This window comes from Rhodopseudomonas sp. BR0M22 (assembly GCF_010907035.1).
Lineage (GTDB): Bacteria > Pseudomonadota > Alphaproteobacteria > Rhizobiales > Xanthobacteraceae > Rhodopseudomonas.
This window is the reverse complement of record NZ_QUMK01000016.1, coordinates 55,565-81,392: the sequence shown is the minus strand read 5'-3', so window position 1 is coordinate 81,392 and position 25,828 is coordinate 55,565. Positions and strand designations below refer to the sequence as shown.

Annotated in this window: 24 protein-coding genes and 1 riboswitch; of the genes, 12 read left to right on the top strand and 12 right to left on the bottom strand. The window is 66.3% G+C overall.

Annotation, left to right across the window (positions count from 1 at the left end):
- Positions 1–277: 277 nt before the first annotated feature.
- The 4 genes from thiS to DY468_RS07420 all read right to left on the bottom strand — a co-directional run bounded on the left by thiS (position 278) and on the right by DY468_RS07420 (position 3,896).
- Complete coding sequence (thiS, locus tag DY468_RS07435) at positions 278–475, bottom strand: sulfur carrier protein ThiS (protein ID WP_110788344.1); 198 nt, start codon at positions 473–475, stop codon at positions 278–280.
- On the bottom strand, positions 466–1,617 hold the full coding sequence (locus DY468_RS07430; protein ID WP_246700912.1) for an FAD-dependent oxidoreductase: 1,152 nt from the start codon (positions 1,615–1,617) through the stop codon (positions 466–468). Before DY468_RS07430 ends, thiS begins: the two co-directional genes overlap by 10 nt.
- Positions 1,606–1,744: riboswitch (TPP riboswitch) on the bottom strand. It overlaps the preceding gene by 12 nt.
- Before the next feature lie 101 nt (positions 1,745–1,845).
- Positions 1,846–3,177, bottom strand: coding sequence for an ATP-binding protein (locus tag DY468_RS07425; RefSeq protein WP_164603824.1), 1,332 nt, complete (start codon positions 3,175–3,177; stop codon positions 1,846–1,848).
- Positions 3,174–3,896 (bottom strand): response regulator, encoded by a 723-nt coding sequence (locus DY468_RS07420; protein WP_164603822.1) that lies wholly within the window; start codon positions 3,894–3,896, stop codon positions 3,174–3,176. Before DY468_RS07420 ends, DY468_RS07425 begins: the two co-directional genes overlap by 4 nt.
- Positions 3,897–4,061: 165 nt before the next feature.
- Here DY468_RS07420 and DY468_RS07415 point away from each other — a divergent pair, with 165 nt between their 5' ends.
- Together DY468_RS07415 and DY468_RS07410 are read left to right on the top strand one after the other, a co-directional pair.
- On the top strand, positions 4,062–4,601 hold the full coding sequence (locus DY468_RS07415; protein ID WP_164603820.1) for a hypothetical protein: 540 nt from the start codon (positions 4,062–4,064) through the stop codon (positions 4,599–4,601).
- Positions 4,602–4,878: 277 nt separating this feature from the next.
- Positions 4,879–5,406, top strand: coding sequence for a PRC-barrel domain-containing protein (locus tag DY468_RS07410; protein WP_164603818.1), 528 nt, complete (start codon positions 4,879–4,881; stop codon positions 5,404–5,406).
- Positions 5,407–5,512: 106 nt separating this feature from the next.
- On the opposite strand, the gene DY468_RS07405 is transcribed toward DY468_RS07410, so the two are convergent.
- The 3 genes from DY468_RS07405 to DY468_RS07395 form a co-directional block, all read right to left on the bottom strand.
- A complete protein-coding gene (locus DY468_RS07405) occupies positions 5,513–7,069 on the bottom strand; it encodes a DUF4403 family protein (protein ID WP_164603816.1) in 1,557 nt (518 codons plus the stop codon).
- A 156-nt stretch (positions 7,070–7,225) separates the two neighbouring features.
- Complete coding sequence (locus tag DY468_RS07400; protein ID WP_164603814.1) at positions 7,226–7,567, bottom strand: hypothetical protein; 342 nt, start codon at positions 7,565–7,567, stop codon at positions 7,226–7,228.
- Positions 7,568–7,731: 164 nt separating this feature from the next.
- Positions 7,732–8,451, bottom strand: coding sequence for a L,D-transpeptidase (locus tag DY468_RS07395; protein ID WP_164603812.1), 720 nt, complete (start codon positions 8,449–8,451; stop codon positions 7,732–7,734).
- A 271-nt stretch (positions 8,452–8,722) separates the two neighbouring features.
- Here DY468_RS07395 and DY468_RS07390 point away from each other — a divergent pair, with 271 nt between their 5' ends.
- Together DY468_RS07390 and DY468_RS07385 are read left to right on the top strand one after the other, a co-directional pair.
- Complete coding sequence (locus DY468_RS07390) at positions 8,723–10,171, top strand: tryptophanase (protein ID WP_164603811.1); 1,449 nt, start codon at positions 8,723–8,725, stop codon at positions 10,169–10,171.
- Positions 10,172–10,383: 212 nt separating this feature from the next.
- Complete coding sequence (locus DY468_RS07385; RefSeq protein ID WP_164603808.1) at positions 10,384–10,584, top strand: DUF3606 domain-containing protein; 201 nt, start codon at positions 10,384–10,386, stop codon at positions 10,582–10,584.
- A 72-nt stretch (positions 10,585–10,656) separates the two neighbouring features.
- Here the strand turns inward: DY468_RS07385 and DY468_RS07380 are convergent, their stop codons facing one another.
- Together DY468_RS07380 and DY468_RS07375 are read right to left on the bottom strand one after the other, a co-directional pair.
- Positions 10,657–11,514 carry an arsenite methyltransferase gene (locus DY468_RS07380; RefSeq protein ID WP_164603806.1) on the bottom strand — a complete coding sequence of 286 codons (858 nt, stop codon included), beginning with the start codon at positions 11,512–11,514 and terminating at the stop codon, positions 10,657–10,659.
- 76 nt (positions 11,515–11,590) lie between these two features.
- Positions 11,591–11,908 (bottom strand): ArsR/SmtB family transcription factor, encoded by a 318-nt coding sequence (locus DY468_RS07375; RefSeq protein WP_164603804.1) that lies wholly within the window; start codon positions 11,906–11,908, stop codon positions 11,591–11,593.
- A 111-nt stretch (positions 11,909–12,019) separates the two neighbouring features.
- Between DY468_RS07375 and DY468_RS07370 the strand changes: the two genes are divergently transcribed.
- The 3 genes from DY468_RS07370 (at position 12,020) to arsB (ending at position 14,022) form a co-directional block, all read left to right on the top strand.
- Positions 12,020–12,397: an ArsR/SmtB family transcription factor gene (locus DY468_RS07370; protein ID WP_164603802.1), complete on the top strand. Its 378-nt coding sequence runs from the start codon at positions 12,020–12,022 to the stop codon at positions 12,395–12,397.
- Between the two features lie 8 nt (positions 12,398–12,405).
- Positions 12,406–12,831 carry an arsenate reductase (glutaredoxin) gene (arsC, locus tag DY468_RS07365; RefSeq protein ID WP_164603828.1) on the top strand — a complete coding sequence of 142 codons (426 nt, stop codon included), beginning with the start codon at positions 12,406–12,408 and terminating at the stop codon, positions 12,829–12,831.
- A gap of 141 nt (positions 12,832–12,972) precedes the next feature.
- Positions 12,973–14,022: an ACR3 family arsenite efflux transporter gene (arsB, locus tag DY468_RS07360; protein WP_164603800.1), complete on the top strand. Its 1,050-nt coding sequence runs from the start codon at positions 12,973–12,975 to the stop codon at positions 14,020–14,022.
- Here arsB and DY468_RS07355 read toward each other — a convergent pair.
- Entirely contained in the window at positions 14,019–14,651 is a 633-nt protein-coding gene (locus DY468_RS07355) for an HAD-IA family hydrolase (RefSeq protein ID WP_164603798.1), read from the bottom strand. The genes arsB and DY468_RS07355 overlap by 4 nt on opposite strands.
- Positions 14,652–15,022: 371 nt before the next feature.
- Here DY468_RS07355 and DY468_RS07350 point away from each other — a divergent pair, with 371 nt between their 5' ends.
- Positions 15,023–18,175, top strand: coding sequence for an autotransporter outer membrane beta-barrel domain-containing protein (locus DY468_RS07350; protein WP_246700911.1), 3,153 nt, complete (start codon positions 15,023–15,025; stop codon positions 18,173–18,175).
- Between the two features lie 39 nt (positions 18,176–18,214).
- On the opposite strand, the gene DY468_RS07345 is transcribed toward DY468_RS07350, so the two are convergent.
- Positions 18,215–18,454, bottom strand: coding sequence for a hypothetical protein (locus tag DY468_RS07345; RefSeq protein WP_164603793.1), 240 nt, complete (start codon positions 18,452–18,454; stop codon positions 18,215–18,217).
- A 193-nt stretch (positions 18,455–18,647) separates the two neighbouring features.
- On the opposite strand from DY468_RS07345, the gene DY468_RS07340 reads away from it, so the two are divergent.
- Both DY468_RS07340 and DY468_RS07335 read left to right on the top strand, forming a co-directional pair.
- Positions 18,648–20,603 carry a methyl-accepting chemotaxis protein gene (locus DY468_RS07340; protein WP_164603791.1) on the top strand — a complete coding sequence of 652 codons (1,956 nt, stop codon included), beginning with the start codon at positions 18,648–18,650 and terminating at the stop codon, positions 20,601–20,603.
- A gap of 123 nt (positions 20,604–20,726) precedes the next feature.
- Positions 20,727–21,974, top strand: a complete 1,248-nt coding sequence (locus DY468_RS07335; protein ID WP_164603789.1) for an extensin-like domain-containing protein — start codon at positions 20,727–20,729, stop codon at positions 21,972–21,974.
- Here the strand turns inward: DY468_RS07335 and DY468_RS07330 are convergent.
- Positions 21,971–22,618 (bottom strand): TetR/AcrR family transcriptional regulator, encoded by a 648-nt coding sequence (locus DY468_RS07330; protein WP_164603787.1) that lies wholly within the window; start codon positions 22,616–22,618, stop codon positions 21,971–21,973. The genes DY468_RS07335 and DY468_RS07330 overlap by 4 nt on opposite strands.
- A 180-nt stretch (positions 22,619–22,798) precedes the next feature.
- Here DY468_RS07330 and DY468_RS07325 point away from each other — a divergent pair, with 180 nt between their 5' ends.
- Positions 22,799–24,076: an HlyD family secretion protein gene (locus DY468_RS07325; protein ID WP_164603785.1), complete on the top strand. Its 1,278-nt coding sequence runs from the start codon at positions 22,799–22,801 to the stop codon at positions 24,074–24,076.
- A gap of 155 nt (positions 24,077–24,231) precedes the next feature.
- Positions 24,232–25,824: a DHA2 family efflux MFS transporter permease subunit gene (locus DY468_RS07320; protein WP_164603782.1), complete on the top strand. Its 1,593-nt coding sequence runs from the start codon at positions 24,232–24,234 to the stop codon at positions 25,822–25,824.
- Positions 25,825–25,828 lie beyond the last annotated feature (4 nt).

Here is a 25,828-nt window from a genome sequence, read left to right as displayed (position 1 = left end):
CTGCTCCCTCTCCCGCTTGCGGGAGAGGGCTGGGGTGAGGGCGACGCGAGCACGGTGCTTGGGGCCCCCCACCCCCGACCCCTCCCCGCAAGGGGGAGGGGAGTGGAGAGGTCGCGGTGCGTAGCGTGTATCACCGCCATCCTCATCCCCACCACAGTCGTCATCCCCGCGAAGGCGGGGATCCAGTATCGCAGAGAGCTAGCGGCTGAACGCCGGCGCTCTGGGATACTGGGTCGCCCGGTCGAGCCGGGCGATGACGGTGTGTGGGAGGCCATCCTCATCCCCCCTGCCGCGGCGTCAGAATCTCGATTTCGTCGCCGGCAGAGACGGGCGTCTCGTCCCATTTGCCGCGGGGGACGACGTCGTAGTTGAGCGCGACGGCGAAGTGGCCGCCGGTGCAGTCGAGCTCGGTCATCAGTGCCGCGACGCTGGCGGACTGGATCTCGCGCTGTTCGCCGTTGATGGTCACAAGCATCGCATCACCTGATTGTCGATCTCGCCGCGCTCGACATAGGCCACCACCTTCTCGGCCAGCGACGGCGCCATCAGGAAGCCGTGACGATACAGGCCGTTGGTGGCGACGCGGCGGTTGCCGATGGCGATCCGCGGCAGGTTGTCGGGGAAGGCGGGACGCAGCCCGGCGCCGAGTTCGACGATATGGGCTTCGCCGAACGCCGGATGCACCGCATAAGCCGCGCTCAGCAGTTCCAGCGCCGAGCGCACCATCACCAGCTCGTCTTCGCTCTCGACCGTGGTGGCGCCCAGCATGAAGTGATTGTTCTGGCGCGGGATGACGTAGAGCGGCCAGCGCGGGTGCATCAGCCGCACCGGGCGCGACAGCTGCACCTCGGCGGTCTTGATCACCACCATCTCGCCTTTGACGCCGCGCAGCTCCGGCGCCTTGTCGCGGGCCGCGAGGCCGCGGCAGTCGATCACCAGGCCGTCGAGATCTTCCGGCGTCATTTCGGATTCGAAATGGATCGCTCCGCCGGCCTCGATCAGCCGCTCGTGCAGGCGCGCCAGCACCAGCCGCGGCTCGACATGGCCTTCGTCCGGGAAGAACAGGCCCTCGCGGAACCGGCCGGCCAGCGCCGGCTCCAGTTCGGCGATGCCGTCGGCGTCGACGCGCTGATGGCCGGTGGTCATCTTGGCGAAGCGCTCGAAGTCGGCGCGGTCGCGCGGATGCGCCACCACCAGCGAGCCGTTGAACACTGCGTCCGGGAATTCCTTGCGCCACATCTCCAGCGAGCGCATGCCGATCTGGCTGACCATCGGCTCGGCGCCCTCGGCCTCGCAATACGGCGCCAGCATGCCGCCGGCCCAATGGCTGGTGGCCTGTGTCATCTCGTTGTCGCCGCGCTCGTACAGACTGACCTTGCGGCCGGCGCGCGCCAGCAGCAGCGCCTGCCAGGCGCCGGCGATGCCGGCGCCGATCACCGACACCGGTGCATCCTTGCGCAGGTCCGGCTTCTCGCTGCGCAGCGCCGCGGCGGTCAATGCCGAAGCAGCCGACGACGAACCGACTGAAGCCGAAGCAACGGAAGCTGAAGCAACGGAAGCAAACGCGGAAAGATTGGCGGATTCGGCCCCGCCGCGGCCTTCGACTGTCTGATGCATCCCTGTCCCTTCGCCGGCATGACCCGGATCAGGTTCAAAGGGTCACCGCGGTCTTGCCTGCCTCGCGAATCGAAGCGGCGAGCGTGCGGTATCTCAGCTCCTCGTCGGAGCCCCCCTCGGAACGGGCTCAATGTAGGCCGTTGCCCTGCCGTGTCAACGTGGCTTTGGTGCAGGGCTGTGCGGAGCTAGCCCCGCCGCGGCATGGAACGATGCGGCGCGTCGCGCCGGTCAGGTCGTACGATTCGCGGCCTGGCGGGGCAGGGTGATCCGCGCGATCAGGCCGTGCGGCTTGCGGTCGTGCAGGGTGAGGTCGCCGCGGTGGCCGCGGGCGATGGCGCGGGCGATCGACAGGCCGAGGCCGAACGAGGAGCTGTCGTCCATGTTGCGGGCGTTGTCGCCGCGCACGAACGGCTGCATCACGCTGTCCTTGTCGGCGTCGGCGATGCCGGGGCCGTCGTCCTCGATCTCGATGCTGATCGCGTTCGGTGTCGGCGTCAGCCGGATCGTCACCTCGGTGCCGAACCGCACCGCGTTCTCGACCAGATTGGTGACCGCGCGATGCAGATCGCCGGGGCGCGCCATCGCCATCGCATGCTCGGGGCCCTGATAGGCGACCGTGGCGCCGGTGTCGGCGAACTGATCGGCGATCAGTTGCATCGCGCTGGCGAGGTCGATCAGGGTCGGCGCGTCGCGGGTGGCGCCGTCGCGCAGGAAGGTCAGCACCGCGGTCAGCATCGCGCCCATCTGGTCGAGATCGTGCAGCGTCTGGGTGCGCTGGTGATCGTCCTCGATGAATTCGGCGCGCAGCCGCATCCGGGTGATCGGGGTGCGCAGATCGTGGCTGATCGCCGCCAGCATCCGGGTGCGATCCTCGATCAGCGTGGTGATGCGCTCGCGCATCCGGTTCAGCGCCCGCGCCAGCGAGCGGATCTCGGCCGGGCCGCGCTCCGGCAGCGGCGCGTCCGAACTATCCAGGCTGAAGGTCTCGGCCGCCGTGGCAAAGGCCGACAGCGGCGCCGCCAGCGTCCGTGCCGCCCACAGCCCGAGCAGCGCGAGGCTGACCACGCCGATCAGCAGCGACGCCATCCACGGATTGCCGAGCACCGGCCGTCGGCGGTCCGGCGGCAGCCGCGCGGTGATTGCTGCGCCGTCGGGTAGGGTGATCGCCACTCTGTCGTCGCCGGCGAGATCGACCCGGTAGTCCGGGCCGAGGTGCCAGCGGAGATAGTCGACCTGATGCGGTGGCCAGGCGGTGTCGCGCGGCCGTGCCGAACTGGAAAGACTCACGAGGTCGAGCTGCGGGAACGCGGCTGCGATCGTGGCGATCAACTGCGGTCGCTCGGCCGCGGGCGTGCGGCCGATCAGTTCGGCGAGCGCAAAGAGCTGATGCGGCTCGGGCTGCGGCGGACGCGGCATGTCCGGCCGGTTGGCGAAGAACGCCACCGCGATGATCAGATGGCTGGCGATGATCGAGGCCAGCACCAGGATCGCGATCTGGCCACGAATGCCCTTGGGCTTGAGGCTGAAACTCAGCGCCGGCAGCCGCGCGCGCAGGCTCATGCGGTTTCGACCTCGGGCGTGAACACGTAGCCGCCGGCCCGCACCGTCTTGATCAGGGTCGCCTCGCGCGGATCGGGCTCGATCTTGCGGCGGATGCGGCTGATCAGCACGTCGATCGAGCGTTCGAACGCGCCGACATTGCGGCCGTGGGTGAGATCGAGCAGCGCCTCGCGCGACAGCACCCGGCCGGCGCGCTCGCACAGCGCCTGCAGCAGATCGAATTCGGCGCTGGTCATCGCCACCAGCGCGCCCTCGGGATTGCGCAGTTCGCGCCGCCGGCAATCCATCCGCCAGCCGAGGAAGCCGAGCGTGGTGGCGCCGGGCGTGGCGCTGGCAGTGACGGCGCTCGCTTGGCGGCGCAGCACCGAGCGGATCCGCGCCAGCAGCTCGCGCGGATTGAACGGCTTCGGCAAGTAATCGTCGGCGCCCATTTCGAGGCCGAGGATGCGGTCGACGTCGTCGCCGCGCGCCGTCAGCATGATGATCGGCAGCGCCGAATTGGCGCGGATCTTCCGGCACAGGCTGAGCCCGTCTTCGCCCGGCAACATCACGTCGAGCACGACGAGGTCGACGCGATGGTCCGCAATCCAGCGCTCCATCTCGCGGCCGTCCGCGGCGGTGGCGACGTTGCAGTTGTTGGCGCGCAGATACTTGGCGATCAGCGCGCGGGTCTCGCGGTCGTCTTCGACGACCAGGATCGATGGCGGTGTGCTGTTCATGGCCGGGGTTTTGCGATGTTTTGCCGGAAGTGTAGCGGAGAATCTTGTTTCCGATTGTTTCTAACTGGCCTTGCGCAAAAACCCGCAACTAATTCAGGGCTTTGGCGAAGATCTTGTTAATCCATTAACCATAGCGTCGGCTCCGATCCAAACCCGGAGTCTGCCATGATCTCCATTCCCTCCGCCGCCGCAGGCGGCAGCTATCTGTCTCCGCTGCAGCTCCTCCAGAAAGAGCTGGCGTCTGAAGTCTCGTCCGGTAGCGTGAAGTCCAGCGACGCCGACGCGCTGTCCTCCGCCTTGCAGGACATCGACTCGGCGCTGCAGAGCAGCCGCTCGAGCAGCAGTTCGGATTCGCCTCCCACCGATCTGAAATCCAAGATCGACGATCTGATCGCCGGCGAAGTCTCGAGCGGCAAGCTGACCACCGACCAGGCCACCGAGCTGCAGAACGTATTCAAGAGCACCTTCGCCGGCGGCCCGCCCCCGGGCGGTCCCGGCGGTCCGCCGCCGGACGATGCCTCGGCGGCCAGCGCGTCGGGCAGTTCGACCGACACGTCGTCCTCGTCGGACATCAGCGACATTCTGAAGCAGTTCCTGCAACTGTTGCAGGATCAGCAATCGTCGACGGCCAGCGCCTACAGCGCCAGCGGCTCCGCGGCCGCATCGGGATCGTTCACCGCGCTGCTGATCAACTACCAGACCTGAGACGCTGCCCGAGTTTTCCATCCGACTGTGTGACGCCGTCGGTTCGAGCGCATTCCCTTTCGCTGCGGCGCAAGGGGATGCGCTTTTTTTGTCGTGGGCGACGACGAGTCCGAGTCGCTAATACCGCGCACTGATTCGGGGAACTCGTTGGAACTCGGCGGCGTCGCGAACTAATCGTTTGGTGCGGCGCATGGCGCTAAAAAACGTTCGAGCCCTGGAACGTCGTGGCTAGTCTGCGGTTCTGTAGGCACCATTCACTATGCAAGAGGGCATTGAGATGAACACCAAGACTTTGATCGCCGGCCTCCTGGGTACCACTCTCCTCGCGACCGCCGCCTACGCCCAGAATCCGGCGCCGGCCGAGAGCTCCAGCACGATGTCGAAGTCGTCCACCGCTGCCGCTTCGCAGCAGCACATGGGTGAGTGGCGTGCGTCGAAGATGATCGGCCTCAACGTCTACAACCAGGGCAACGAGAAGCTCGGCGACATCAACGAGATTCTGCTCGACAACCAGGGCCGCGTTCAGGCCGTGGTGATCGGCGTCGGCGGCTTCCTCGGCGTCGGCGAGCGTGACGTCGCCGTCGCGTTCGACAAGCTGAAGTTCGTGGACACCCCGGTGTCGTCGAACACCGCGATGAACAAGAACGCGCCGGCGAGCTCGACCACCGCCCCGGCGGGCACCACCACCGGTGCTGCGACTTCGACAACCGCGAGCAGTGCCGATCGCTGGTATCCGGATCACGCCGTGTTCAACGCGACCAAGGATCAGCTGAAGTCGATGCCGGAGTTCAAGTACTCCAAGTAAGCGACGCGGGCGAAGCCTGCATCACGCGAACGCCGCCGGTTTTGCCGGCGGCGTTCGTGCGCGTTGAAGCGATCCTTTGTTAAAGCAGTACTGTGAAGACCGAAGATCAGTGCGGCAGCGGAAGCTCCGGCGGCTTCAGTCGGGTCAATGTGACTTCGAGGATGCCGTTGGCTTCGGCGGTGATCCGCAACATGTTGGAGTCGAACACCAGATCGGTGAGCCGCAGGCTGGAGATCTCCGACGAGATCCGCATGCCGTCTTCATTGCGCTGATAGGAGGCGACCATGTTGCCGACCCGGCGCTGAATGTTGGAGGCTTCCGGCTTCAGGTCGATCACCGCCTTCTCGGCGATGGCCTTTTCCAGATACGGCACAGCGGCGCGGGTGGTGTCGCCGAGCAGACCGAACGCGGATTCGGAGTCCACCGCGAGCTGAATGTCCGACAGCCGCAGCGTCTGGTTTTCCTGATCGAGCGTCGGCCGTCCCCAGACGTGCAAGGTGGCTTCGGTGCCGAAGCCGAAGAAGCTGCGGTTCTCCTTGGCGTCCACCAGCAGCGAAATCAGCAGCCGGTCGCCGCTGGCGGACAGCTTGGCGCGTTTGACCGTGATCGCGGCGTGGCTGTCGCCCTCCGGATAGGTCTTGCCGACGAACTGCGCTTCGAGGACGCGATCGAGCTCCTGGAACGGAATGTCGATCGGCACCGCGACTTTGACGCCGGCGTTGTCGGGCGCGATCATCTGCAGCGCCGGCGGGAACGGGCATTGCGGTTTGGTCGGTCCGGCGGTGATGCGGGTATCGGCGACGATGCCGAGCGTCAGCGTGGCGGCTGCCGCATCGACCTGCGGCTGCGCCGCCAGCGCACGGGTCGGGCGAATTTCCAGGAAGAAGCCGTTCGGCACGCCGGCGCCTTGGAGCGGCACCGAACGACACAGCCGCTCCCATTCGCGCCGCGCGCTGCGCTCCAGCGCGCCGTCGTCGCGGATGCGGCGCTCCAGTGTCCCGAGCTGATCGGCGATCGCCTTGTCGATCACCGGCTTGACCTGCTGCGGAACGTCGATGCGCACGCCGCCGACCGAGACCCCGGAATCCGCCAGCGCAACCTCGGCGTCGAGGTGCGGATCGACGTGCCAGTTCGGCAGCACCTGCGGCCGCGCGCTGATCACGATGTTGCCCTTGATCTCGCCGTTGGCATTGAACGACTTGATGTTGACGCCGATCTGCTTGGCGACCTTGCTGCCGAGCAGCCGGCCGAGCGTCTCGTCGACCTTCGACTGGGTGTTGACGGACAGCGAGCCCTTGGCGCTCACCGAGCCGGTCAACGGCGAGGTGACGGTGAGCTGATCCTTGGCGCCGCGCACCGTCACGGCGCCGCGGGTCGCGGTCCAACGGATGTCGGCGTTCTGCACGTAGTGCGCCAGCGGGTTGTCGGCCTTGCCGGAGAAGCTGCGCGGCGCGACGGTGTCGACCAGATCGCGGATCGTACCGAGCGGCACCGACACCGGCACCACCACGGTCGACTGCCGGATCGGCGGCAACGGCGGCAGCGCCTGTAGATTTGGTGGCGCGATGGCGCGCGGCGTCAGCCAGTCGAACGCCTTCAGCGTGACAGTGAATGAAATCGCGACGATCGCAAATGCGACCAGTCCAAACTTGACGAAACGCATCGATACTCCGGGCGCGAACGGCCGGGACAATACAGGCCGGGGCCAGGGTGCGCCAGCGGTGGAACACGCGCCTTTGGGGCGGCCGTAGAAACGCCTGCGATCCGCCGCGATGTTGCCGAACACCGCGCCGGAGATGGGCCGGCGTGTTGCCGAAGATTACAGCCGGACCGGTCCGTCGGGCGCGCAGCCGAGCGCGACGCCGCGTAGTGCCCATAAATTGCACACCGAATCTGCGCCGACCAGGCCTTCGACCACCATGCAATGGTCCGGCGCTTGGTAGAATCGGCAAGAGCCGCAGCGCCGCGTCGAGGGCGCGACCGCGATGAAGCGGGCGTCCTGCTGCGACGACTTGCGGGGAATCACCACCGAACAACCGGAGGCCGGTTGAGCCCGGATTTGCGTCGCGACTGCGCTGCAGCCCGCCGCCAGTGTGAGACCCGCTACGCCGAGCAGGCGCCGCCGCGACAGCAGGGCGACGCGTCCAATCGTCCTCTCCATCAGCCCCCCTTCGTCGCGGCCGGCAAGGCAAGCGACCGCGGTCAGTCGGATTGTTAGTTCGGACGAGCTGACGATTAGCTGACAACAGGGGGATGGACGCGGTGACGCGCGACCTCGACGAGGCCGCGCGTTGAAGTAAGTTCTTCGCAGAAGGCGAGGCGGGCTCAGCCGCGGCGCCCGTTACCAGCATCGGCGGCGCGGCGGCTGTCGGGCAGCACGATCACCTTGGCGCCGACGCTGACCCGCGCATACAGATCCTTGACGTCCTCATTGGTCAGCCGGATGCAGCCGGACGAGACGTGGGTGCCGATGGTCGACGGCGCGTTGGTGCCGTGGATGCGATACACCGTACCGCCGAGATACATCGCGCGGGCGCCGAGCGGATTGCCGGGACCGCCGGCCATGTGGCGCGGCAAATAGGGCTGGCGGGCGATCATCTCCGGCGGCGGCGTCCAATCCGGCCACTCCGCCTTCTTGGCGACCGACTTGACGCCGGACCAGGTGAAGCCATCCCGGCCCACCCCGATACCGTAGCGGATCGCCCGGCCGCCGCCGAGCACGTAATAGAGATACGTATTCGGCGTATCGACGATGATGGTGCCCGGCGCCTCGCGGCTCTGATAGGCGACGATCTGGCGCTTCAGCCGGGCCGGCAGCTCGGCGGTGGTGCCGTCCTCGTCATCCTGCGGCGCAGCCTGCACCTGCGGGGCGGCCTGTTCGACCGGCGCATAGCCGAGCGGCTGCATTGCCGTGGGTTGCGGCAGAAACGGCAGGAACGGGAAGGGCAGCGGCTGCGCCGCATTGGCAGGTGCGGCGATGGCAATGGTCCCGATCGCGACGATAGCGACCGCGGCGGCACGGCTGGTACGCGGAAAACGGATCATGGTCGGTCCCCCTGTGGGTGCTCTGTTCGTTCGCCTCGACGCCTTTGCGGCGACTTGTTGGCGTTACCAGTACGCCACCATCCGTTTCCGGACGTTTTCGCCGCACCCTGGATTTGGTTTCGTCGCGGTAGGGAATTGTTTCGCCTGTCGGCACCCGCGGCCGTCCGGCAGCGCGCCGAACCGTTTGATCAAGCGCAATTCAGAACAGTCGCCTGCCCGATAAGCCAAGGCCCCCGCGCGGTGCGGGAGAACGGTCGGGGGAGCTTGCGATATGGCGACAGTGAAGTTTTTCGGCAACGAGGCGGTGCCGCTCGAGATGCACAAGGTGCGGATCGTGCAGAAGCTGAACCTGCCGCCGATCGAGCGCCGGTTGGAGAAGGTCACCGAGGCCGGCAACAACACCTTCCTCTTGAAGAACGACGACGTCTTCCTCGACATGCTGACGGATTCCGGCGTCAACGCGATGAGCGACCGCCAGCAGGCCGCGATGCTCACCGCCGACGATAGCTACGCCGGCAGCGCCACCTACACCCGGCTCGAAGACAAGCTGCGCGAGATCTTCGGCATGCACTACTTCCTGCCGACCCATCAGGGCCGCGCCTGCGAGCACATCCTCGCCAAGGTGTTCGTCTCGCCCGGCAAGGTGGTGCCGATGAATTATCACTTCACCACCACCAAGGCGCACATCACACTCCTGGGCGGCACGGTGGAGGAGCTGGTGTCCGACGCCGGCCTCGAAGTGAACAGCTCCGTCCCGTTCAAGGGCAACATGGACATCGCCAAGCTGCGCGCGGTGATCGAGAAGGTCGGCGCCCCCAATGTCGCCTTCGTGCGGATGGAGAGCGGCACCAACCTGATCGGCGGTCAGCCGGTGTCGCTGCAGAACCTCGCCGACGTCAGCAACGTCTGCAAGGAGCACGGCATTCCGCTGGTGCTCGACGCCAGCCTGCTGGCCGACAATCTGTACTTCAACAAGACCCGCGAGGATCACTGCAGGACGCTGTCGATCCGCGAGATCACCCGCCGCACCGCCGATCTGTGCGACATCGTATACTTCTCTGCGCGCAAGCTCGGCTGCGCCCGCGGCGGCGGCATCTGCATCCGCGACCGCGCGCTGTACGAGAGGATGCGCCCGCTGGTGCCGCTCTACGAAGGCTTCCTCACCTATGGCGGCATGTCGGTGCGCGAAATGGAAGCGCTCACCGTCGGCCTCGAGGAGACCATGGACGAGGAGATGATCAACCAGGGGCCGCAGTTCATCGCCTACATGGTGGAGCAGCTGGTCGAGCGCGGCGTTCCGGTGATCACTCCGGCCGGCGGCCTCGGCTGCCACATCGACGCCAAGCGCTTCGTCGACCACATCCCGCAGTCGCAATATCCGGCCGGCGCCTTGGCGGCGGCGTTGTACATCGCGTCCGGTATTCGCGGCATGGAGCGCGGCACGCTGTCCGAGCAGCGCGAGCCGGACGGCAGCGAGATCTACGCCAACATGGAATTGGTGCGCCTCGCGATGCCGCGCCGGGTGTTCACACTGTCGCAGGTCAAATACGCGGTCGACCGGCTGGCCTGGCTGTACGCCAACCGCAAGCTGATCGAGGGGCTGACCTTCGTCGAGGAGCCGGAAGTGCTGCGGTTCTTCTACGGCCTGCTCAAGCCGGTGTCGGACTGGCAGAACCGACTGGTGGCGAAATTCCGCGAGGATTTCGGCGACAGCCTGTAAGCCTCCACGCGGCGGCTTCTGATCGTCATTGCGAGCGAAGCAATCCAGATTCCGGTGCACTGAATTTCTGGATTGCTTCGTCGCTGCGCTCCTCGCAAGGACGGATGGAGACGCTTAGCTTCGCGACGACGTTGTTCTGCCGCGGCGCGCCGTTCTTCGGAACCTGCGATTCCTGAAAGCGTTGCTCACACAGGCAACAGCAGGAGGTCAGCATGGCTGCGAAGAAGTCGACCAAGAAGACCACGACCCGCGGGCGCAATCAGGACCGTGCGCTGGTTGCCGGCGGCCAGGACTACGAAGTCCGCTATGAGGCCAAGAAGACCGGCCGCTCGGCGCCCGCCGTGAAGAAGGCGATCAAGAAGGTCGGCAACAGCCGCACGGCGATCGAGAAGCGGCTGGCGAAGAAGGGCTGAGTCTGCGTGTGACGCGGTGCGCTTCCGCATTCCGATCGCTGCGCCCGCAATGACGGGGCCAGAAGTCTCGTCTCACCCGCAGCAGCGCGCCGGTGCGTCGCCGGCCGCGCCGGGCTTGGTGGCGCGGACGAAGCCGCTGAAGAATTTGTCCTGCATTTGTGGCGCGAGAGTATCGACGTCGATGCCCTTGCCGGTGAGGAATTCGCGGGCGTCCTCGATGTCGTACACGCGGGTCGGCTCGATCGAGATCTGCGCGAAGCCGGCGGCGGCCAGCCTGGCAATGTAGTCGGCCTCGTCGAGCGCGCCGGCGAGGCAGCCGACCCACAGCAGCACGTCGCGGCGCAGCGCTTCCGGAATCTCGCCGCGGGTCACCACGTCCGACACAGCAAACCGGCCGCCCGGCTTCAGCACCCGGAACGCCTCGCGCAGCACCCGGTCCTTGTCGCCCGACAGGTTGATGACGCAGTTCGAGATGATCACGTCGACCGAATTGTCGGGGAGGGGGATCGCCTCGATCTCGCCCTTGAGAAATTCGACGTTGTCGAGCTCGGCTTTGCGCTGATTGTCTCGCGCCAGCGCCAGCATCTCGTCGGTCATGTCGAGGCCGTAGGCCTTGCCGGCCGGGCCGACCCGGCGCGCCGACAGCAGCACGTCGATGCCGCCGCCGGAGCCGAGATCGAGCACGGTCTCGCCCGGCGCCAACTGAGCGAGCGCGGTCGGGTTACCGCAGCCGAGCGAGGCCAGCACCGCCTCGGCGGGCAGGCCGCTGGCCTGCGCGGCGTCGTAGAGATTGCTGGTGATCGGGCTGGCGCCGGGTAGCGCTGCCGAACCGCAGCACGAAGCGCCGCCGCCGGTGGCGACTTTCAGCGCGGCGCTGGCGTATTTTTCGCGGACGACGGTCTTCACGTCCCGGATCTCGGTATCGGACACTGCGCTTCTCCTTCTCCTGTTGGGGTCGCATTATTTCTATTAGTCTAGAAATATCGAATAAGTACGCCCGATGCGATCAGGCCGCAGTCCGGGAGTCCTTCAGTTCAACGGCGTCGGCGCAGCACTCCGAAACCATGTAGCCCATCAGGCTGCGCATCACGTCGTAATTGGCATGGCAGTTCAGCGTCGTCGCCTCGCGTTCCTGGCGGATCAACCCGGCAGCGATCAGCGTCTTGAGATGATGAGACAGCGTCGACGGCGCGATCTTCAACTGCTCCTGCAGCCGTCCGACCGGCATTCCTGCTTCGCCGGCGCGCACGAGCGCCCGATAGATCTTCAGCCGGGTCGGGTTGCCCAGCGCTTCGAACTTGATGGCGACATCGTCGAGCTTCATGTCGTCAGGCTGAGCCCAAACCAGCCGAGTGTCAAACGATATTTCTAGGAATACCGAAATACGTACCAATATCGACTTGACGGCGGACATCATTTCGATAAATCTCGATATATGGAATCAGAAAACGCTATCCTGGCGCTCGGTGCGCTGGCGCAGGCGACGCGGCTGGAGGCGTTTCGGCTGCTGGCGGCGCACGAGCCCGACGGTCTGGCGGCGGGCGTGATCGCCGATGCGCTCGCGGTGCCGCAGAACACGATGTCGTCGCACCTCGCGGTCCTGGCGCGCGCCGGGCTGATCCGCTCGCAGCGGCACAGCCGCTCGATAGTATACCGTGCCGACCTCGCGCGGTTTCAGGAGGTCGCGCTGTTTCTGATCAAGGATTGCTGTGGCGGCCGGCCGGAGTTGTGCGCGCCGCTGATCGCCGATCTGCAGCCGTGCTGTTCGCCGACATCAAAACCCGCGCGCGGCAAGGCGCGTGCACCAAGCTGAGAGAGCCCATGGACGTCGTCATCTACCACAACCCCGCCTGCGGCACCTCGCGCAACACGCTCGGCCTGATCCGCAATGCTGGGATCGAGCCGCACGTGATCGAGTATCTGAAGTGCCCGCCGAGCCGCGTGCTGCTGGCCCAACTGATCGTGCGCGCCGGGCTGACGCCGCGGCAGGTGCTGCGCCAGAAGGGCACGCCGTATGCGGAGCTGAAGCTCGACGATCCGGCGCTGAGCGACGACGACCTGCTCGACGCGATGATCGCGCATCCGATCCTGATCCAGCGGCCTTTGGTGGTGACGCCGAACGGCGTGCGGCTGTGCCGGCCGTCCGAACAAGTGCTCGACCTGCTGCCGCCGCAGCAAGGAGAGTTCTTCAAGGAAGATGGCGAGCAGGTGATTGACGCCAGTGGGCGACGGGTGGCGACGGCGTAAGGACTTTCTCCGTCATTGCGAGCGGAGCGAAGCAATCCAGCCCCCCGTGCACCGAGCTGGATTGCTTCGTCGCTTCGCTCCTCGCAATGACGGGGAGGGATCATTCGCACTCAACGCCTCTCGGTTGAAAGGCAAACTCTGATGTCCACCTTCGAACGCTATCTCACCCTCTGGGTCGCGCTGTGCATCGTCGTCGGGATCGGGCTCGGGCATCTGATGCCGGGGGCGTTTCAGGCGATCGGCGCCGCCGAGATCGCCAAGGTCAATCTGCCGGTGGCAGCGCTGATCTGGCTGATGATCATTCCGATGCTGGTGCGGATCGACTTCGCCGCGCTGGGGCGGGTGCGTGAGCATTGGCGCGGCATCGGCGTGACGCTGTTCATCAACTGGGCGGTGAAGCCGTTCTCGATGGCGGCGCTGGCGTGGCTGTTCGTCGGCTGGCTGTTCAGATCGTATCTGCCGGCGGACCAGATCAACTCCTACATCGCCGGCCTGATCATCCTGGCCGCCGCGCCGTGCACCGCGATGGTGTTCGTGTGGTCGAACCTGACCCGCGGCGAGCCGCACTTCACGCTCAGCCAGGTCGCGCTCAACGACACCATCATGGTATTCGCGTTCGCGCCGATCGTCGGTCTGCTGCTCGGCCTGTCGGCCATCACCGTGCCGTGGGACACGCTGGTGCTGTCGGTGGTGCTGTACATCGTGGTGCCGGTGATCATCGCGCAGGGCTTGCGGCGCTGGGCGCTGGCGTCGGGCGGGGAGGCACAATTGCAGCGGCTGCTCGGCGTGTTTCAGCCGCTGTCGCTGGTGGCGCTGCTGGCGACGCTGGTGCTGCTGTTCGGCTTTCAGGGCGAGCAGATCATCCGCCAGCCGCTGGTGATCGCACTCTTGGCCGTGCCGATCCTGATCCAGGTGTATTTCAACGCCGGGCTGGCCTATCTGCTCAACCGGCTCTCGGGCGAGCAGCATTGCGTCGCCGGGCCGTCGGCGCTGATCGGCGCCAGCAACTTTTTCGAACTCGCGGTCGCCGCCGCGATCAGCCTGTTCGGCTTCGAATCCGGCGCAGCGCTCGCCACCGTGGTCGGCGTGCTGATCGAGGTGCCGGTCATGCTGACGGTGGTGGCGATCGTCAATCGGTCGAAGCGCTGGTACGAGTCCGGCGCGCCGGCCGAGACCAAGACCACAGTCTAGCGCAAGCTCAGCCCGGTCGCGGCTTCCAGCTCGGCGATCGCCTGATCGGCACTTGTCACCTTGATCGTGGTCATGCCCATCTCGCGCGCCGGCTTCAGATTGACGCCGAGGTCGTCGAGATAGACGCAAGCCTTCGGGTCGACGCCGAGCGCCTCGATCATCATCTGGTAGATCTTCGGATCCGGCTTGCGCAGCCCGATCTTGGCGGATTCGATGACGTGGTCGAACAGCGCCATCACCTCGGCGATGTACAGCGTCCGTCCCGACGCCGAGCCGATCGCGTTGGCGGGCAGGTTGTTGGTGATGCAGCCGGTCTTGTGGTTCTGCTTGACGATCTTCAGCGCATTCACCATCTCCGGCCGCAGCGAGCCGGACAGCAGCGGCAGCACGTCGCGGCCACGCACTTCGGCACCGAGGGCGCGGGATTCTTCAGCGAACAGCGCGTCGAAAGTGTCGAGATCGATTTCCGCGCGCTCGAATTTCGCCCAGGCGTTCTCGAAATGATTGGCCGCGTTGGTGCGGCGGATGATGTCGGCCGGCAGACCGCGCTCGCTTTCGAACCGCGCAAACGCCTCGAACGGCGAACTCGTGAGCACTCCGCCGAAATCCCAGATCACCGCCTCGATCATCGCGTTCCATCTCCCCGCTGTTGTTTGGTCGACCGCTAGCACGCGGCCGGCGGCGGCACTAGCCTGGCCGGCGTCGGGGAGGAACGGGCTTTGAAATTCATGCCGTGAGACAGAATTCGCGATCTGAAAACGGGAACTTTTGTGACCTCACATCCACACCCGTTCGGCATTGTCGTCAGGTTGCACAACTGCAGCTGTTCGTCCCGATCCTGATCCTTTAGGTTGATTCCTGAAGCGGGCCAGTGATGGCACCGTGAGGTGCGGGGTGCGACGTGCAAGACCGGCGAGTTGCCGACGACCGAAGGTCGCGGCTTGAAGCTGTTGAGTTGATTCGAGTTCGTGGGCGGCGGCGTGCCCTCGTGTCGGTCTTGATGGCGACCACGGCACTGCTTGCAGCCGGCAAGCCGGCCCACGCCCAGCAGGTCTGGATCGGCGCCGATCAGATTTACAACACGCCTTCGAATTGGAGTGGCCCCGCAGTCGTTCCGGACACCGGAGACAGCGCGGTGTTCCGCAACAACGGCGCGTCGACATCGCTGGTGCTGTCGACCACACGCAACCCGAACGATTTCACGTTCGAGGCCGGGGCGCCGGGCTACAGCATTGGAGTCGTTTCGGGCGGCCAGCTGAATTTCAACGGCGCCGGGATCGTCAACAATTCCGGCAACCTCCAGCAGTTTCTGATCGATTCGAGCAGCCAGATCGATTTTCGGGGGAGCAGCACTGCGGCAGACGCCAAGATCACGAATATCGGAGGGACACTGATCTTCAGCCAGACATCGGCGGGAGGGACGGCGGAAGTGGTCAGTAGCGGCGGGGCCCTCGTGCTGCGGACCACCTCGGGGGCGATCTCGATCGGATCGTTATCGGGCAGTGGAACCGTTCAGGCGACAGCGGTGGGCGGGGTTCCAGTCCAGGCTCTGACCATCGGTAGCCTGAACACCTCGACGGAATTCTCGGGCACGTTCGTCGACAACGGCGCTCAATTCGCTCTCGGCAAGACCGGCACCGGAACGCTGACCCTGACCGGAGACAGTTTCTACACCGGCGGCACCACGATCTCGAGCGGAACGCTGCAGCTCGGCAATGGCGGCATCAGCGGCTCGATCACCGGCGACATCACCAACAATGCGACGCTGGCGGTCAATCGCAGCAACGGCACCAGCCTCGGCGGCGTGATCTCCGGCACCGGCCAATTGGTCAAGCTCGGCGGCGGCATTCTGGCGCTGCTCGGCAACAACACCTACACCGGCGGCACGACGATCTCGGCCGGCACACTGCGGGTCGGCAACGGCGCCACCAGCGGTTCGATCGTGGGCGACGTCGTCAATAACGGCGTGCTGCAGTTCAATCGCTTCGACTCGATCGGCTTCAATGACGTGATCTCCGGCACCGGCAGCGTCACCAAGCTCGGCAACAACTCGATGATCCTGGGCGGGGACAACACCTATACGGGCGGCACGACGATCAGCGGCGGTTATCTGCAGATCGGCAACGGCGGCACCACCGGGTCGATCGTCGGCGACGTCGTCAACAACGGGACGCTGGAATTCGCGCGTTCCGACGCCCATACGTTCAGTGGCGCTATTTCCGGCACCGGCAATCTGATCAGCTTCGGCGGCAGTGCCGGCACTGGCGTCTTCACGATGACCGGAACCAGTACTTACACCGGGGGCACCATTGTCTCCAGAGGCATATTGCAGATCGGCGACGGTGGCACCTCGGGATCGATCCTGGGCGATGTCACCAACAACGCCACGCTCGCCTTCAATCGCTCCGACGCGACCAGCTTCGGCGGCGCGATCTCCGGCGGCGGCAGTTTGATCAAGCGAGGCTCCAACAATCTGTCGCTGACCGGCACCAGCAGCTACACCGGCGCCACCACGGTCGAAGCCGGCACGCTCAGCGTCAATGGTTCGATCGCAGCCTCGTCGCTGACGACAGTGAATGCCGGCGGCACGCTCGGCGGCACCGGCACCGTCGGCACCACGCTGATCAACGGCGGCGCGCTGGCGCCGGGCAATTCGATCGGCACGTTGAATGTCAGCGGCAATCTGACGTTCACCGCGGCGTCGAGCTACATGGTCGAGGTGTCGCCGAGCAGTGCCGACCGCGTCAACGTCTCGGGCACCGCCACGCTCGGCGGCGCGACGGTGAATGCATCGTTCGCCAGCGGCGGCTATGTCGAGCGGCAGTACACCATCGTCAGTGCGACTGGCGGCGTGGTCGGCACCTTCGGCACGCTGGTGAATACCAATCTGCCGTCCGGCTTCAGATCGAGCCTCGGCTACGATGCCAACAATGCCTATCTCAACCTGGTCCTCGACTACACGCCGTCGCCGGACATCAACAGCGGCCTGAACCGCAACCAGACGGAGGTCGCCAACGCGCTCAGCGGTTACTTCGCGCGCACCGGCAACATTCCGATTGTGTTCGGCGCGCTGACGCCGGCCGGGCTGAGTGCCGCCTCGGGCGAGACCGCGACCGGTGCGCAGCAGTCGACGTTCAATGCCATGACTCAGTTCCTGGGCGTGCTGACCGATCCGTCGAGCAACGGCCGCGGTGCCCCGGATGCTGCGCCGGGACCGTTGGGGTATGCGGATCGCACGCCCCACGGTTCGGCGTTCGACGCCTATGCGATGATTACCAAGAGCGCTGCCGCGCAGTTCGTTCCGCATTGGAATGTGTGGGGCGCGGGCTTCGGCGGCGCGCAGACCACCGACGGCAATGCTTCGCTCGGCTCGGCCACCGCAACCAGCCGGCTCGCCGGCATCGCCGCCGGCGCCGATTACTGGCTGTCGCCGCAGACCGTCGCGGGCTTCGCGATGGCCGGCGGCGCCACGCAGTTCGGCCTCGCCGGCGGTCTCGGCTCGGGCACCTCCGATCTGATCCAGGTCGGCGGCTTCGTCCGTCACAGCTTCGGCGCAAGCTACCTGACCGCCGCGGCGGCCTATGGCTGGCAGGACATCACCACCGAACGCACCGTCGCGATCGGCGGCCTCAATCAGCTCCGCGCCAACTTCAACGCCAACGCTTACTCCGCGCGGGTCGAAGCCGGGCATCGCTGGATCGCCCCGGTGATCGGCGGTCTCGGTGTGTCACCCTATGCTGCCGCGCAAGTGACGGCCTTCGATCTGCCGGCCTATGCCGAGCAGGCGGCGGGCGGGACCGGTGTATTCGCGCTCGGCTATGCGGCCAAGACCGTGACCGCGACGCGCAGCGAACTCGGCGTGCGGACCGACAAGTCGTTCGCGCTGGATGGCGCGCTGCTGACACTGCGCGGCCGCGCCGGCTGGGCGCACGATTTCGACGTCGAACGGTCGATCACCGCCACGTTCCAGACGCTGCCGGGCGCCAGCTTCGTGGTGAACGGCGCGCGGCCGGCGCGCGATGCGGCGCTGACCACGGTGTCGGCGGAAGTGAGCTGGCTGAACGGCTTCTCGGTCGGCGCCAGCTTCGAAGGCGAGTTCTCCGACGTCACCCGCAGCTACGCGGGGAAGGGCGTATTGCGCTACGCGTGGTGACGGCTGCGACGGGCGCCTGCTGCGCCCGAGCCGGCCCGCTCAATGCATGGTCTTGCTGCTCTTGAGAAATGGCCGGCGGGCGGATTCGTGTTTCTCGTAGAGGTCGAGCCAGCGGCTGTGTTCGGGGCGGACCCATTCGTTGCGCGCGCCCTCGGGCAGCGGCATGCTCTTCCGGATAATTTCCTCCAGGCGGAAATATTCGGCGGTTTCCTTCGCGGTCAGCCCGATCAGCACCCGGTTGCCGAAGTCGTCCAGCTCATAGTCGTCGTCTTTGATCATGTTGTTAGGTGACCGAGCCGCTCGGCCGGGTCAACGCGATTAAGTTCTTAACCTAACCAGTCAACCTTACTCGGCGCGCTGTTGTGCTCCGGCTTCGTAGATCTACGGGGCGACCATTAACTACTTCTTGTGGGCTTATGCTTAGTTGTGAACATAACGGATCACAAGCAGCGCTACGAGAAGGACCCGCGAGATGCTCAAGTCGATTTCCGCCCGGATGATCGTCGCTATCACGCTGGTTGCGATCGGCTCGTGCGCGGTTCTTGCGGGGTTCAGCGTCTGGCGGCAGCAGGCGACCATCGATGTGGCGCTCGAGCGCGAACTACGCGCCGACTACGCCAATATCACCGCGGCGACCGAGGCCGAGACCCGGACGACGCTCGCTTTGAGCGATAGTATCGCGTCGATGCAACCAGTGCGGGAATTGACCAAGACCAAGGATCGCGCCGGCCTGCTGGCCCTGCTGAAGCAAGGCCGCGACCAGACCGCGCTGCGCGGGCTGTCGCTCTATACGATCCAGGTGCCGCCCTCGGCGACGCTGGTCCGGATTCACAATCCCGAGACATTCGGCGACGACGTGTCGGCACGGCGCAAGATGGTGGTGCAGGCGATGACCACCGGCAAGGCGGTCGGCGGCATCGAGCCGGGCCTCGACAATCTCACCGTGTTCGGCACCACGCCGATGGTCGAAGACGGCAAGGTGATCGGCACCGTCGATATCGGCGCGCCGTTCGGCAAGGCGTTCGTCGAACGGATGAAGGCGCGGTTCGGCGTCGATGTCGCGATCCTTCAATTGAATGGCGACAAGGTCAATGTGATCGCCTCGAGCCTGGCTCATCCGTCCACCGATCTGGCGACTCTGCGCCGCGCGTTCGGCGGCGAGCTGGTGATCGAGAAGGGCGAAGCGGACGGCAAGGCCGTCGCCAGCACGTTCGGTCAGATCAAGCGGTTCTCCGGCGATCCGGTCGCGGTGCTGCAGATCGTGCGCGACGCCAGCGCCTATGCGGCGTTGGAGCGGCAATCGATGCAGTGGCTGGCATTCGCGGCGATTAGCGCCGTGCTGGTCGCCGCGGCGGTGGCGGTCTGGCTCGGCCGCGGCATGGCCAAGCCGATCCAGGCGCTGGAAAGCGCGATGCGCGACATCAGCGGCGGTCGTCACGATGTCGAGGTGCCCGGCAAGGGCCGCAAGGACGAGATCGGCTCGATGGCTCAGGCCGTGGAAGTGTTCAAGGAAGGGCTGATCGAAACCGGCCGTCTGCGCGCCGCGCAGGACGAGCAGCGCATCAGCCACGAGAACGACCGCCGCAAGGCGATGCACGAGCTGGCGGCGCGGTTCGAAACCGGCGTCGGCAGTGTGGTCGAACTGGTCGGCTCGGCGGCGACCGAATTGCGCGGTACTGCGGATTCGATGGTCGGCACCGCGCGGGAATCCGAGCGCAGGCTGGTCGCGGCGACCGCGGCGTCGTCGCAGGCGACCTCGAACGCGCAAGCGGTCGCGGCCGCGGTCGAAGAACTCGACGCCTCGATCACCGAGATCGGCAACCGGGTCGATCAATCGGCGCGGGTCGCCAGCGAGGCGGCTAACCAGGCCGGCCGGACCAACGACGAGGTGAGAGGGCTCGCCGAAGCGGCGCAGAAGATCGGCGAGGTGGTGACGCTGATCAGCGATATCGCTTCGCAGACCAACCTGCTGGCGCTCAATGCGACCATCGAAGCGGCGCGCGCCGGCGACGCCGGCCGCGGCTTCGCCGTGGTCGCCGCCGAGGTCAAGGCGCTGGCCGAGCAGACCTCCAAGGCGACCGAAGAGATCACCACCCAGATCAATTCGATCCAGCAGGCGACGCAGTCGTCGGTGCAGGCGATCGAGGGCATCACCGGGACGGTGGCACAGATCAACGAGATCGCCGGCGCGATCGCCAGCGCGGTGCGTGAGCAGAGCTCGGCGACGCGCGAGATCGCCCACAATGTCGCGGAAGCGGCGCGCTCCACCACCGAGGTGTCCGGCAACATCGCCGGCGTCAACGAGGCCGCCCGCGAAACCGGTGTGGCGGCGACCCAGGTGGTGGAGTCGGCGTCCGAATTGTCGCGCAGCGGCGAGGCGCTCAGAACCCAGGTCGACAACTTCCTGCGCGAAGTGCGCGCCGCCTGATCGGGCGGGGCGCAACGGCGCGGCGCGTGGCGGAGCGATGCCGGCCGCGCGCCGGGTATGGTTAAGAAATTCTCCCGGAATACCGTTCAATTCTCTTTAATCAGATTGGTGGACTGTGCGCGCATGACGCGCGGAGTTCGTTTGTATCTCGTCGGCTCCTTCGTGCTCGTCTCGCTTGCGGGATGCGGTCGCGGTCTGTTTCAGATCGCCGAACGCGAACCGTGGCGGGCCGAGGCCGAAATCGCGTGCCTGAAATCGGGCGCGGTCCGCGAAGGGCCGGATCTGGTGCGGATCGATCCGATTTCCGGTCCAGGCGTGTGCGGTGCCGAGTTTCCCTTGAAGGTCGCTGCGCTCGGGGAGAGCGGTGCGATCGGCTATGCCGACGATCTCCGTCCGCCGGGCGCGATCGGCGGCGGCGCGCAGCCGCCGCGCTGGCCGGCCGGCCAGCAGCCCTCCGGCGCCTACAACGCGCCAGCCCAGCGCAACTATCCGGACCAGCAGCCGCGCTCCGGCTACGGCAGCAACTCCGGTTCAGCGCAGCCTTACGGTGCGGGCGCGCCGGCCTATGGGCGCGGTGCTGCGCCGGTGTCGCTGAATGCGCCGGGCGTGGTGCCGGCCCACCCGGACAGTGATCTGCCGCCCGACGGCGAGACCGGGGCGGAACGTCCGCCGGCCGAGAACGTCACCGGCTATCCGCAGGATCGCAACTTTCCGCCGGCCTCGCGCTATCCGAACGAGGCCGAGCGGCCGCTGCCGCGGCTCGGACCGGGCCAGCAGGGCGGCATCACCGGCTCGGTCGGGCCGGTCACGATCAAGCCGACCGCGACGCTGGCTTGCCCGATCGTGTCGGCGCTGGATCGCTGGCTGGCGGAAGCGGTGCAGCCGTCGGCGATGCGCTGGTTCGGCGTGCGCGTCGTCGAGATCAAGCAGATCTCGGCGTATTCGTGCCGCGGCATGAACGGCAATCCGAACGCCCACATCTCCGAACACGCTTTCGGTAATGCACTCGACATCGCCGGCTTCGTGCTGGCCGACGGCCGTCGCATCTCGGTGAAGACCGGTTGGCGCGGACTGCCGGAAGAGCAGGCGTTTCTGCACGACGTCCAGGACTCGGCGTGCCGGGTGTTCACCACGGTGCTGGCGCCGGGCTCGAACGTGTACCACTACGATCACATCCACGTCGATCTGATGCGCCGGCGCAGTCAGCGCTCCATCTGCAAGCCGGCCGCGGTGTCCGGCGAGGTGATCGCCCAGCGGCTGCAGCAGCGTAATCCGTATGCCGGTGGCCAGAACTGGAGCGGCGTCACCGGCTCGATCGGCCGCAACGCCTCGCGGCACAAGGTCGACCGCGACGAGGCCGAGGACGATTAGTTCGAATTTGTCTTGGGAGCCCGGTAGGCGGCGAGGAACATCGCGGCGGCGCTGTCGACCACGCGCGCGATCCGCTCCGGGGAGGGCGGTTCGGACGTCTGGAAGATGAACGGCAGAAACAGCGTCGCCTGACACGTCTGCATGAACTGCGCGGCGGCGAGTTCGCAGTCGTCGATCCGCAGCATGCCGCCGGCGACCTGGCCTTCGAGATAGCGCGCGAACCGGCCGATGGTGTTGGCGATCACCCGCTCGTAATAGCGCCGGCCGATGTCCGGCATCCGCTCGGCGATCGCCATTACGGTGCGGATCGCCGAAGCGCCACGCGGACTGCAGATCAATCCGATGTAGGCGTTGCCGAACGCCTGCAGCGTCGCTTCGATGCCGCGATCCGCGACGAAGTCGAACGACAGCATGCCCTGAACCAGGCTTTCCTGCTCGACGATCTCGCAGAACAGCGAGTTCTTGTCGGCGAAGTAGACGTACAGCGTGCCTTTCGACACGCCGGCGGCGCGGGCGATCTCGCCCATGCTGGCGCCGTCGAAGCCGAACTCCAGGAACACCGCGCGCGCGCCGTCGAGGATCTGGCGTCGCTTGGCGCTGTCCTCGTCGCCCTGAATCGGCGCAGCCGCTGCCGTCGCAACCATTGGTTCAACCTGTCCCGTAAAATCACCGGATGTCGGGCAGGAGCAGAAACGCTCTAATGCTACCCTGTTGCCAGGAGATTATGTTGACCGAACCGTTCGGTCAATGGTAGATGAGGAAGCCTGCCAGGACTACCGCCCGGCAGGTGTTTTCGTCGTGTGAACTGAGTTCAGGAGAGCCCGATGTCCGGACGCGACCAAGCTGCCCGCGTGCTGCGCCCCGATCCGGAGAACGGGGAGGCGGTATCGGCCGCCGGCGCGCCGCATCCGGCTGCGTCGCCAAGCGCGCCTTCGCAGGCCGAAGCGCTGCGCTCGCTGCTGGAAGATCCTTCGACGCTGAAGCTGGCCGATCCGCCCGAGCCCGAAGCCGAGACCGAGCCGGTGGCACCGGCCGCACGCCCCGGCACGGCTGCGAAGCCACCCAGCAAGAAGAAGTTCGTGCTGATCGGCGTCGGCATCGCGGCGCTGGCCGCAATCGCTTACTTCGGCACCGAGTACATGCTGGTCGGCCGTTTCATGGTCGGCACCGACGACGCTTACGTCCGCGCCAACAACACCACGCTCGGCGCCCGGGTTTCGGGGCACCTCGCCGCGATCCTGCCGCGCGACAATTCCGAGGTGAAGGCCGGCGACGTCGTGTTCCGGATCGACGACGGCGACTACAAGATCGCGGTCGACTCCGCGCGCGCCAAGATCGGCACCCAGGAAGCCACCATCGCCCGGATCGGCCGCCAGATCGCCGCGCAGCAGAGCGCGGTGGAGCAGGCGCAGGCGCAGCTCGACTCCGCCGAGGCCGCGGCCAAGCGCGCCGCGCTGGATTTCGATCGCCAGCAGGCGCTCTCCACCAAGGGCTTCGCGTCGCGCGCGGTGTTCGAGACCTCGCAGGCGAGCCGCGATCAGACTGTCGCTTCGGTGGCCGCCGCCAAGGCCGCGTTCGATGCTGCCCGCGACAATGTCGAAGTGACCAAGGCGCAGCAGGCCGAAGCCCGCGCCCAGCTCGTCGAGCTGCAGAGCGCGCTGGCCAAGGCCGAGCGCGATCTCGCCTTCACCAATGTGCGGGCGCCGGTGACCGGGGTGTTCTCCAACCGCCTGGTCAATGTCGGCGACTTCATCAACGCCGGCCAGCGGATGGCCAATATCGTGCCGCTCGACGGCGTGTATATCGACGCCAATTTCAAGGAAACCCAGCTTCGCCGGCTGAAGCCGGGCCAGAAGGTGGCGATCTCGGTCGACGCGTTCTCCAGCCGCAAGATCGAAGGCACCGTCGACAGCCTGTCGCCGGCGGCCGGGCAGGTGTTCACCCTGCTGCCGCCCGACAATGCCACCGGCAACTTCACCAAGATCGTGCAGCGCGTCCCGGTCCGCATCCGCGTTCCCGCCGACGTCGCGCGCGAAAACCTGCTGCGCGCCGGCATGTCGGTCTATGTCGACGTCGACACGCGGACGGGCGAGACGAAGTAACTCGCTTCTATCAACCGTCATTGCGAGGAGCGAAGCGACGAAGCAATCCAGCTCAGTGCACCGGGCCCTGGATTGCTTCGCTTCGCTAGCAATGACGAGACATCGCCGGATTGAATTGACCACATTCCCGGTCGGACGACCGTGAGGACATGAGCATGTCGGCATCGACCACCGCTGACGCACCAGCCGCGGCGCCCGCCGAGCCCTCCGAGCACGTCCCGGCGACGCGGCTGATCGCGTTCCTGATCATGGTGTTCGGGATGTTCATGGCGATCCTGGACATTCAGATCGTCTCGGCGTCGCTGTCGGAAATTCAGGCCGGCCTGTCGGCGTCGTCGAGTGAAGTCTCGTGGGTGCAGACCGCCTATCTGATCGCCGAAGTGATCGCGATCCCGCTGTCCGGCTTTTTGTCGCGCGCGCTCGGCACCCGCAATCTGTTCGCGATCTCGGCGGCCGGCTTCACCTTTGCGAGCCTGATGTGCGGCTTCACCTCGACCATCGCCGAGATGATCGTGTGGCGCGCGATCCAGGGCTTCCTCGGCGCCGGCATGATCCCGACCGTGTTTGCCTCGGCCTATACGGTGTTTCCGCGCAGCAAGTTCAACCTGGTCGGCCCCATCATCGGCCTCGTCGCGACGCTGGCGCCGACCATTGGTCCGACGGTCGGCGGCTACATCACCGATCTGATGTCGTGGCACTGGCTGTTCTTCATCAACGTCGTGCCCGGCGTGCTGATCACCATCGGGGTGCTGTCGCTGGTCGATTTCGACGAGCCGCATTACGAGCTGCTCGATCATTTCGACTGGTGGGGCCTCGGCTTCATGGCCGGCTTCCTCGGCTCGCTCGAATACGTGCTGGAAGAGGGGCCGCGCAACGACTGGTTCAACGACGAGTCGATCTTCATCTTCGCGATCGTCTGCGCGGTCTCGGCGATAGCGTTCTTCTGGCGGGTGCTGACCGCGCGCGAGCCGATCGTCGACATCCGCGCCTTTACCGACCGCAATTTCGCGATCGGCTGCATGTTCCAGTTCTGCGTCGGCATCGGGCTGTACGGCCTGACCTACATCTATCCGCGCTATCTGGCCGAAGTGCGCGGCTACAGCGCGCTGATGATTGGCGAGACGATGTTCGTCTCCGGCATCGCGATGTTCTGCACCGCGCCGATCGTCGGCCGGCTGATGGCGCTGGTCGACATGCGGATTCTGGTCGCCGTTGGCCTGTTGCTGTTCGCCGGCGGCACCTGGCAGATGACCTGGATCACCCGCGACTTCGATTTCTACGAGCTCTTGTGGCCGCAGATCTTCCGCGGCGTCGGCATGATGATGGCGATGGTGCCGGTCAACAACATCGCGCTCGGCACGCTGCCGCCGCACCGGGTCAAGAACGCCTCGGGCCTGTTCAACCTGACCCGCAACCTCGGCGGCGCGCTGGGCCTGGCGCTGATCAACACCGCGCTCGACAACCGCACCGACTTCCACATCTCGCGGCTGCACGACAAGGTGAACTGGGGCAACGCCCAGGCGGTCGAGCTGCTCAACACCTTCACCCAGCGCTTCCAGGGCATGGGCGACGCCTCGATGATGGCGCTGAAGCAGCTCACCAGCATCGTCCACCGCCAGGCCGTGGTGATGAGCTACGGCGACGCGTTCTTCCTGCTGACGGTGTTCTACCTCGGCCTGACTACGCTGGTGTTCCTGCTCGCCAAGCCGGCCAACCCGATGGCGGCGGCGGGCGGCGGGGGGCATTGAGGGG

What these genes read in the sequence shown, in the direction of transcription:
- thiS (WP_110788344.1), bottom strand. Translation starts at nt 475, where the DNA reads ATGCTTGTGACCATCAACGGCGAACAGCGCGAGATCCAGTCCGCCAGC.
- DY468_RS07430 (WP_246700912.1), bottom strand. Translation starts at nt 1,617, where the DNA reads ATGCATCAGACAGTCGAAGGCCGCGGCGGGGCCGAATCCGCCAATCTT.
- DY468_RS07425 (WP_164603824.1), bottom strand. Translation starts at nt 3,177, where the DNA reads ATGAGCCTGCGCGCGCGGCTGCCGGCGCTGAGTTTCAGCCTCAAGCCC.
- DY468_RS07420 (WP_164603822.1), bottom strand. Translation starts at nt 3,896, where the DNA reads ATGAACAGCACACCGCCATCGATCCTGGTCGTCGAAGACGACCGCGAG.
- DY468_RS07415 (WP_164603820.1), top strand. Translation starts at nt 4,062, where the DNA reads ATGATCTCCATTCCCTCCGCCGCCGCAGGCGGCAGCTATCTGTCTCCG.
- DY468_RS07410 (WP_164603818.1), top strand. Translation starts at nt 4,879, where the DNA reads ATGAACACCAAGACTTTGATCGCCGGCCTCCTGGGTACCACTCTCCTC.
- DY468_RS07405 (WP_164603816.1), bottom strand. Translation starts at nt 7,069, where the DNA reads ATGCGTTTCGTCAAGTTTGGACTGGTCGCATTTGCGATCGTCGCGATT.
- DY468_RS07400 (WP_164603814.1), bottom strand. Translation starts at nt 7,567, where the DNA reads ATGGAGAGGACGATTGGACGCGTCGCCCTGCTGTCGCGGCGGCGCCTG.
- DY468_RS07395 (WP_164603812.1), bottom strand. Translation starts at nt 8,451, where the DNA reads ATGATCCGTTTTCCGCGTACCAGCCGTGCCGCCGCGGTCGCTATCGTC.
- DY468_RS07390 (WP_164603811.1), top strand. Translation starts at nt 8,723, where the DNA reads ATGGCGACAGTGAAGTTTTTCGGCAACGAGGCGGTGCCGCTCGAGATG.
- DY468_RS07385 (WP_164603808.1), top strand. Translation starts at nt 10,384, where the DNA reads ATGGCTGCGAAGAAGTCGACCAAGAAGACCACGACCCGCGGGCGCAAT.
- DY468_RS07375 (WP_164603804.1), bottom strand. Translation starts at nt 11,908, where the DNA reads ATGAAGCTCGACGATGTCGCCATCAAGTTCGAAGCGCTGGGCAACCCG.
- DY468_RS07370 (WP_164603802.1), top strand. Translation starts at nt 12,020, where the DNA reads ATGGAATCAGAAAACGCTATCCTGGCGCTCGGTGCGCTGGCGCAGGCG.
- arsC (WP_164603828.1), top strand. Translation starts at nt 12,406, where the DNA reads ATGGACGTCGTCATCTACCACAACCCCGCCTGCGGCACCTCGCGCAAC.
- arsB (WP_164603800.1), top strand. Translation starts at nt 12,973, where the DNA reads ATGTCCACCTTCGAACGCTATCTCACCCTCTGGGTCGCGCTGTGCATC.
- DY468_RS07355 (WP_164603798.1), bottom strand. Translation starts at nt 14,651, where the DNA reads ATGATCGAGGCGGTGATCTGGGATTTCGGCGGAGTGCTCACGAGTTCG.
- DY468_RS07350 (WP_246700911.1), top strand. Translation starts at nt 15,023, where the DNA reads ATGGCGACCACGGCACTGCTTGCAGCCGGCAAGCCGGCCCACGCCCAG.
- DY468_RS07345 (WP_164603793.1), bottom strand. Translation starts at nt 18,454, where the DNA reads ATGATCAAAGACGACGACTATGAGCTGGACGACTTCGGCAACCGGGTG.
- DY468_RS07340 (WP_164603791.1), top strand. Translation starts at nt 18,648, where the DNA reads ATGCTCAAGTCGATTTCCGCCCGGATGATCGTCGCTATCACGCTGGTT.
- DY468_RS07335 (WP_164603789.1), top strand. Translation starts at nt 20,727, where the DNA reads ATGACGCGCGGAGTTCGTTTGTATCTCGTCGGCTCCTTCGTGCTCGTC.
- DY468_RS07330 (WP_164603787.1), bottom strand. Translation starts at nt 22,618, where the DNA reads ATGGTTGCGACGGCAGCGGCTGCGCCGATTCAGGGCGACGAGGACAGC.
- DY468_RS07325 (WP_164603785.1), top strand. Translation starts at nt 22,799, where the DNA reads ATGTCCGGACGCGACCAAGCTGCCCGCGTGCTGCGCCCCGATCCGGAG.
- DY468_RS07320 (WP_164603782.1), top strand. Translation starts at nt 24,232, where the DNA reads ATGTCGGCATCGACCACCGCTGACGCACCAGCCGCGGCGCCCGCCGAG.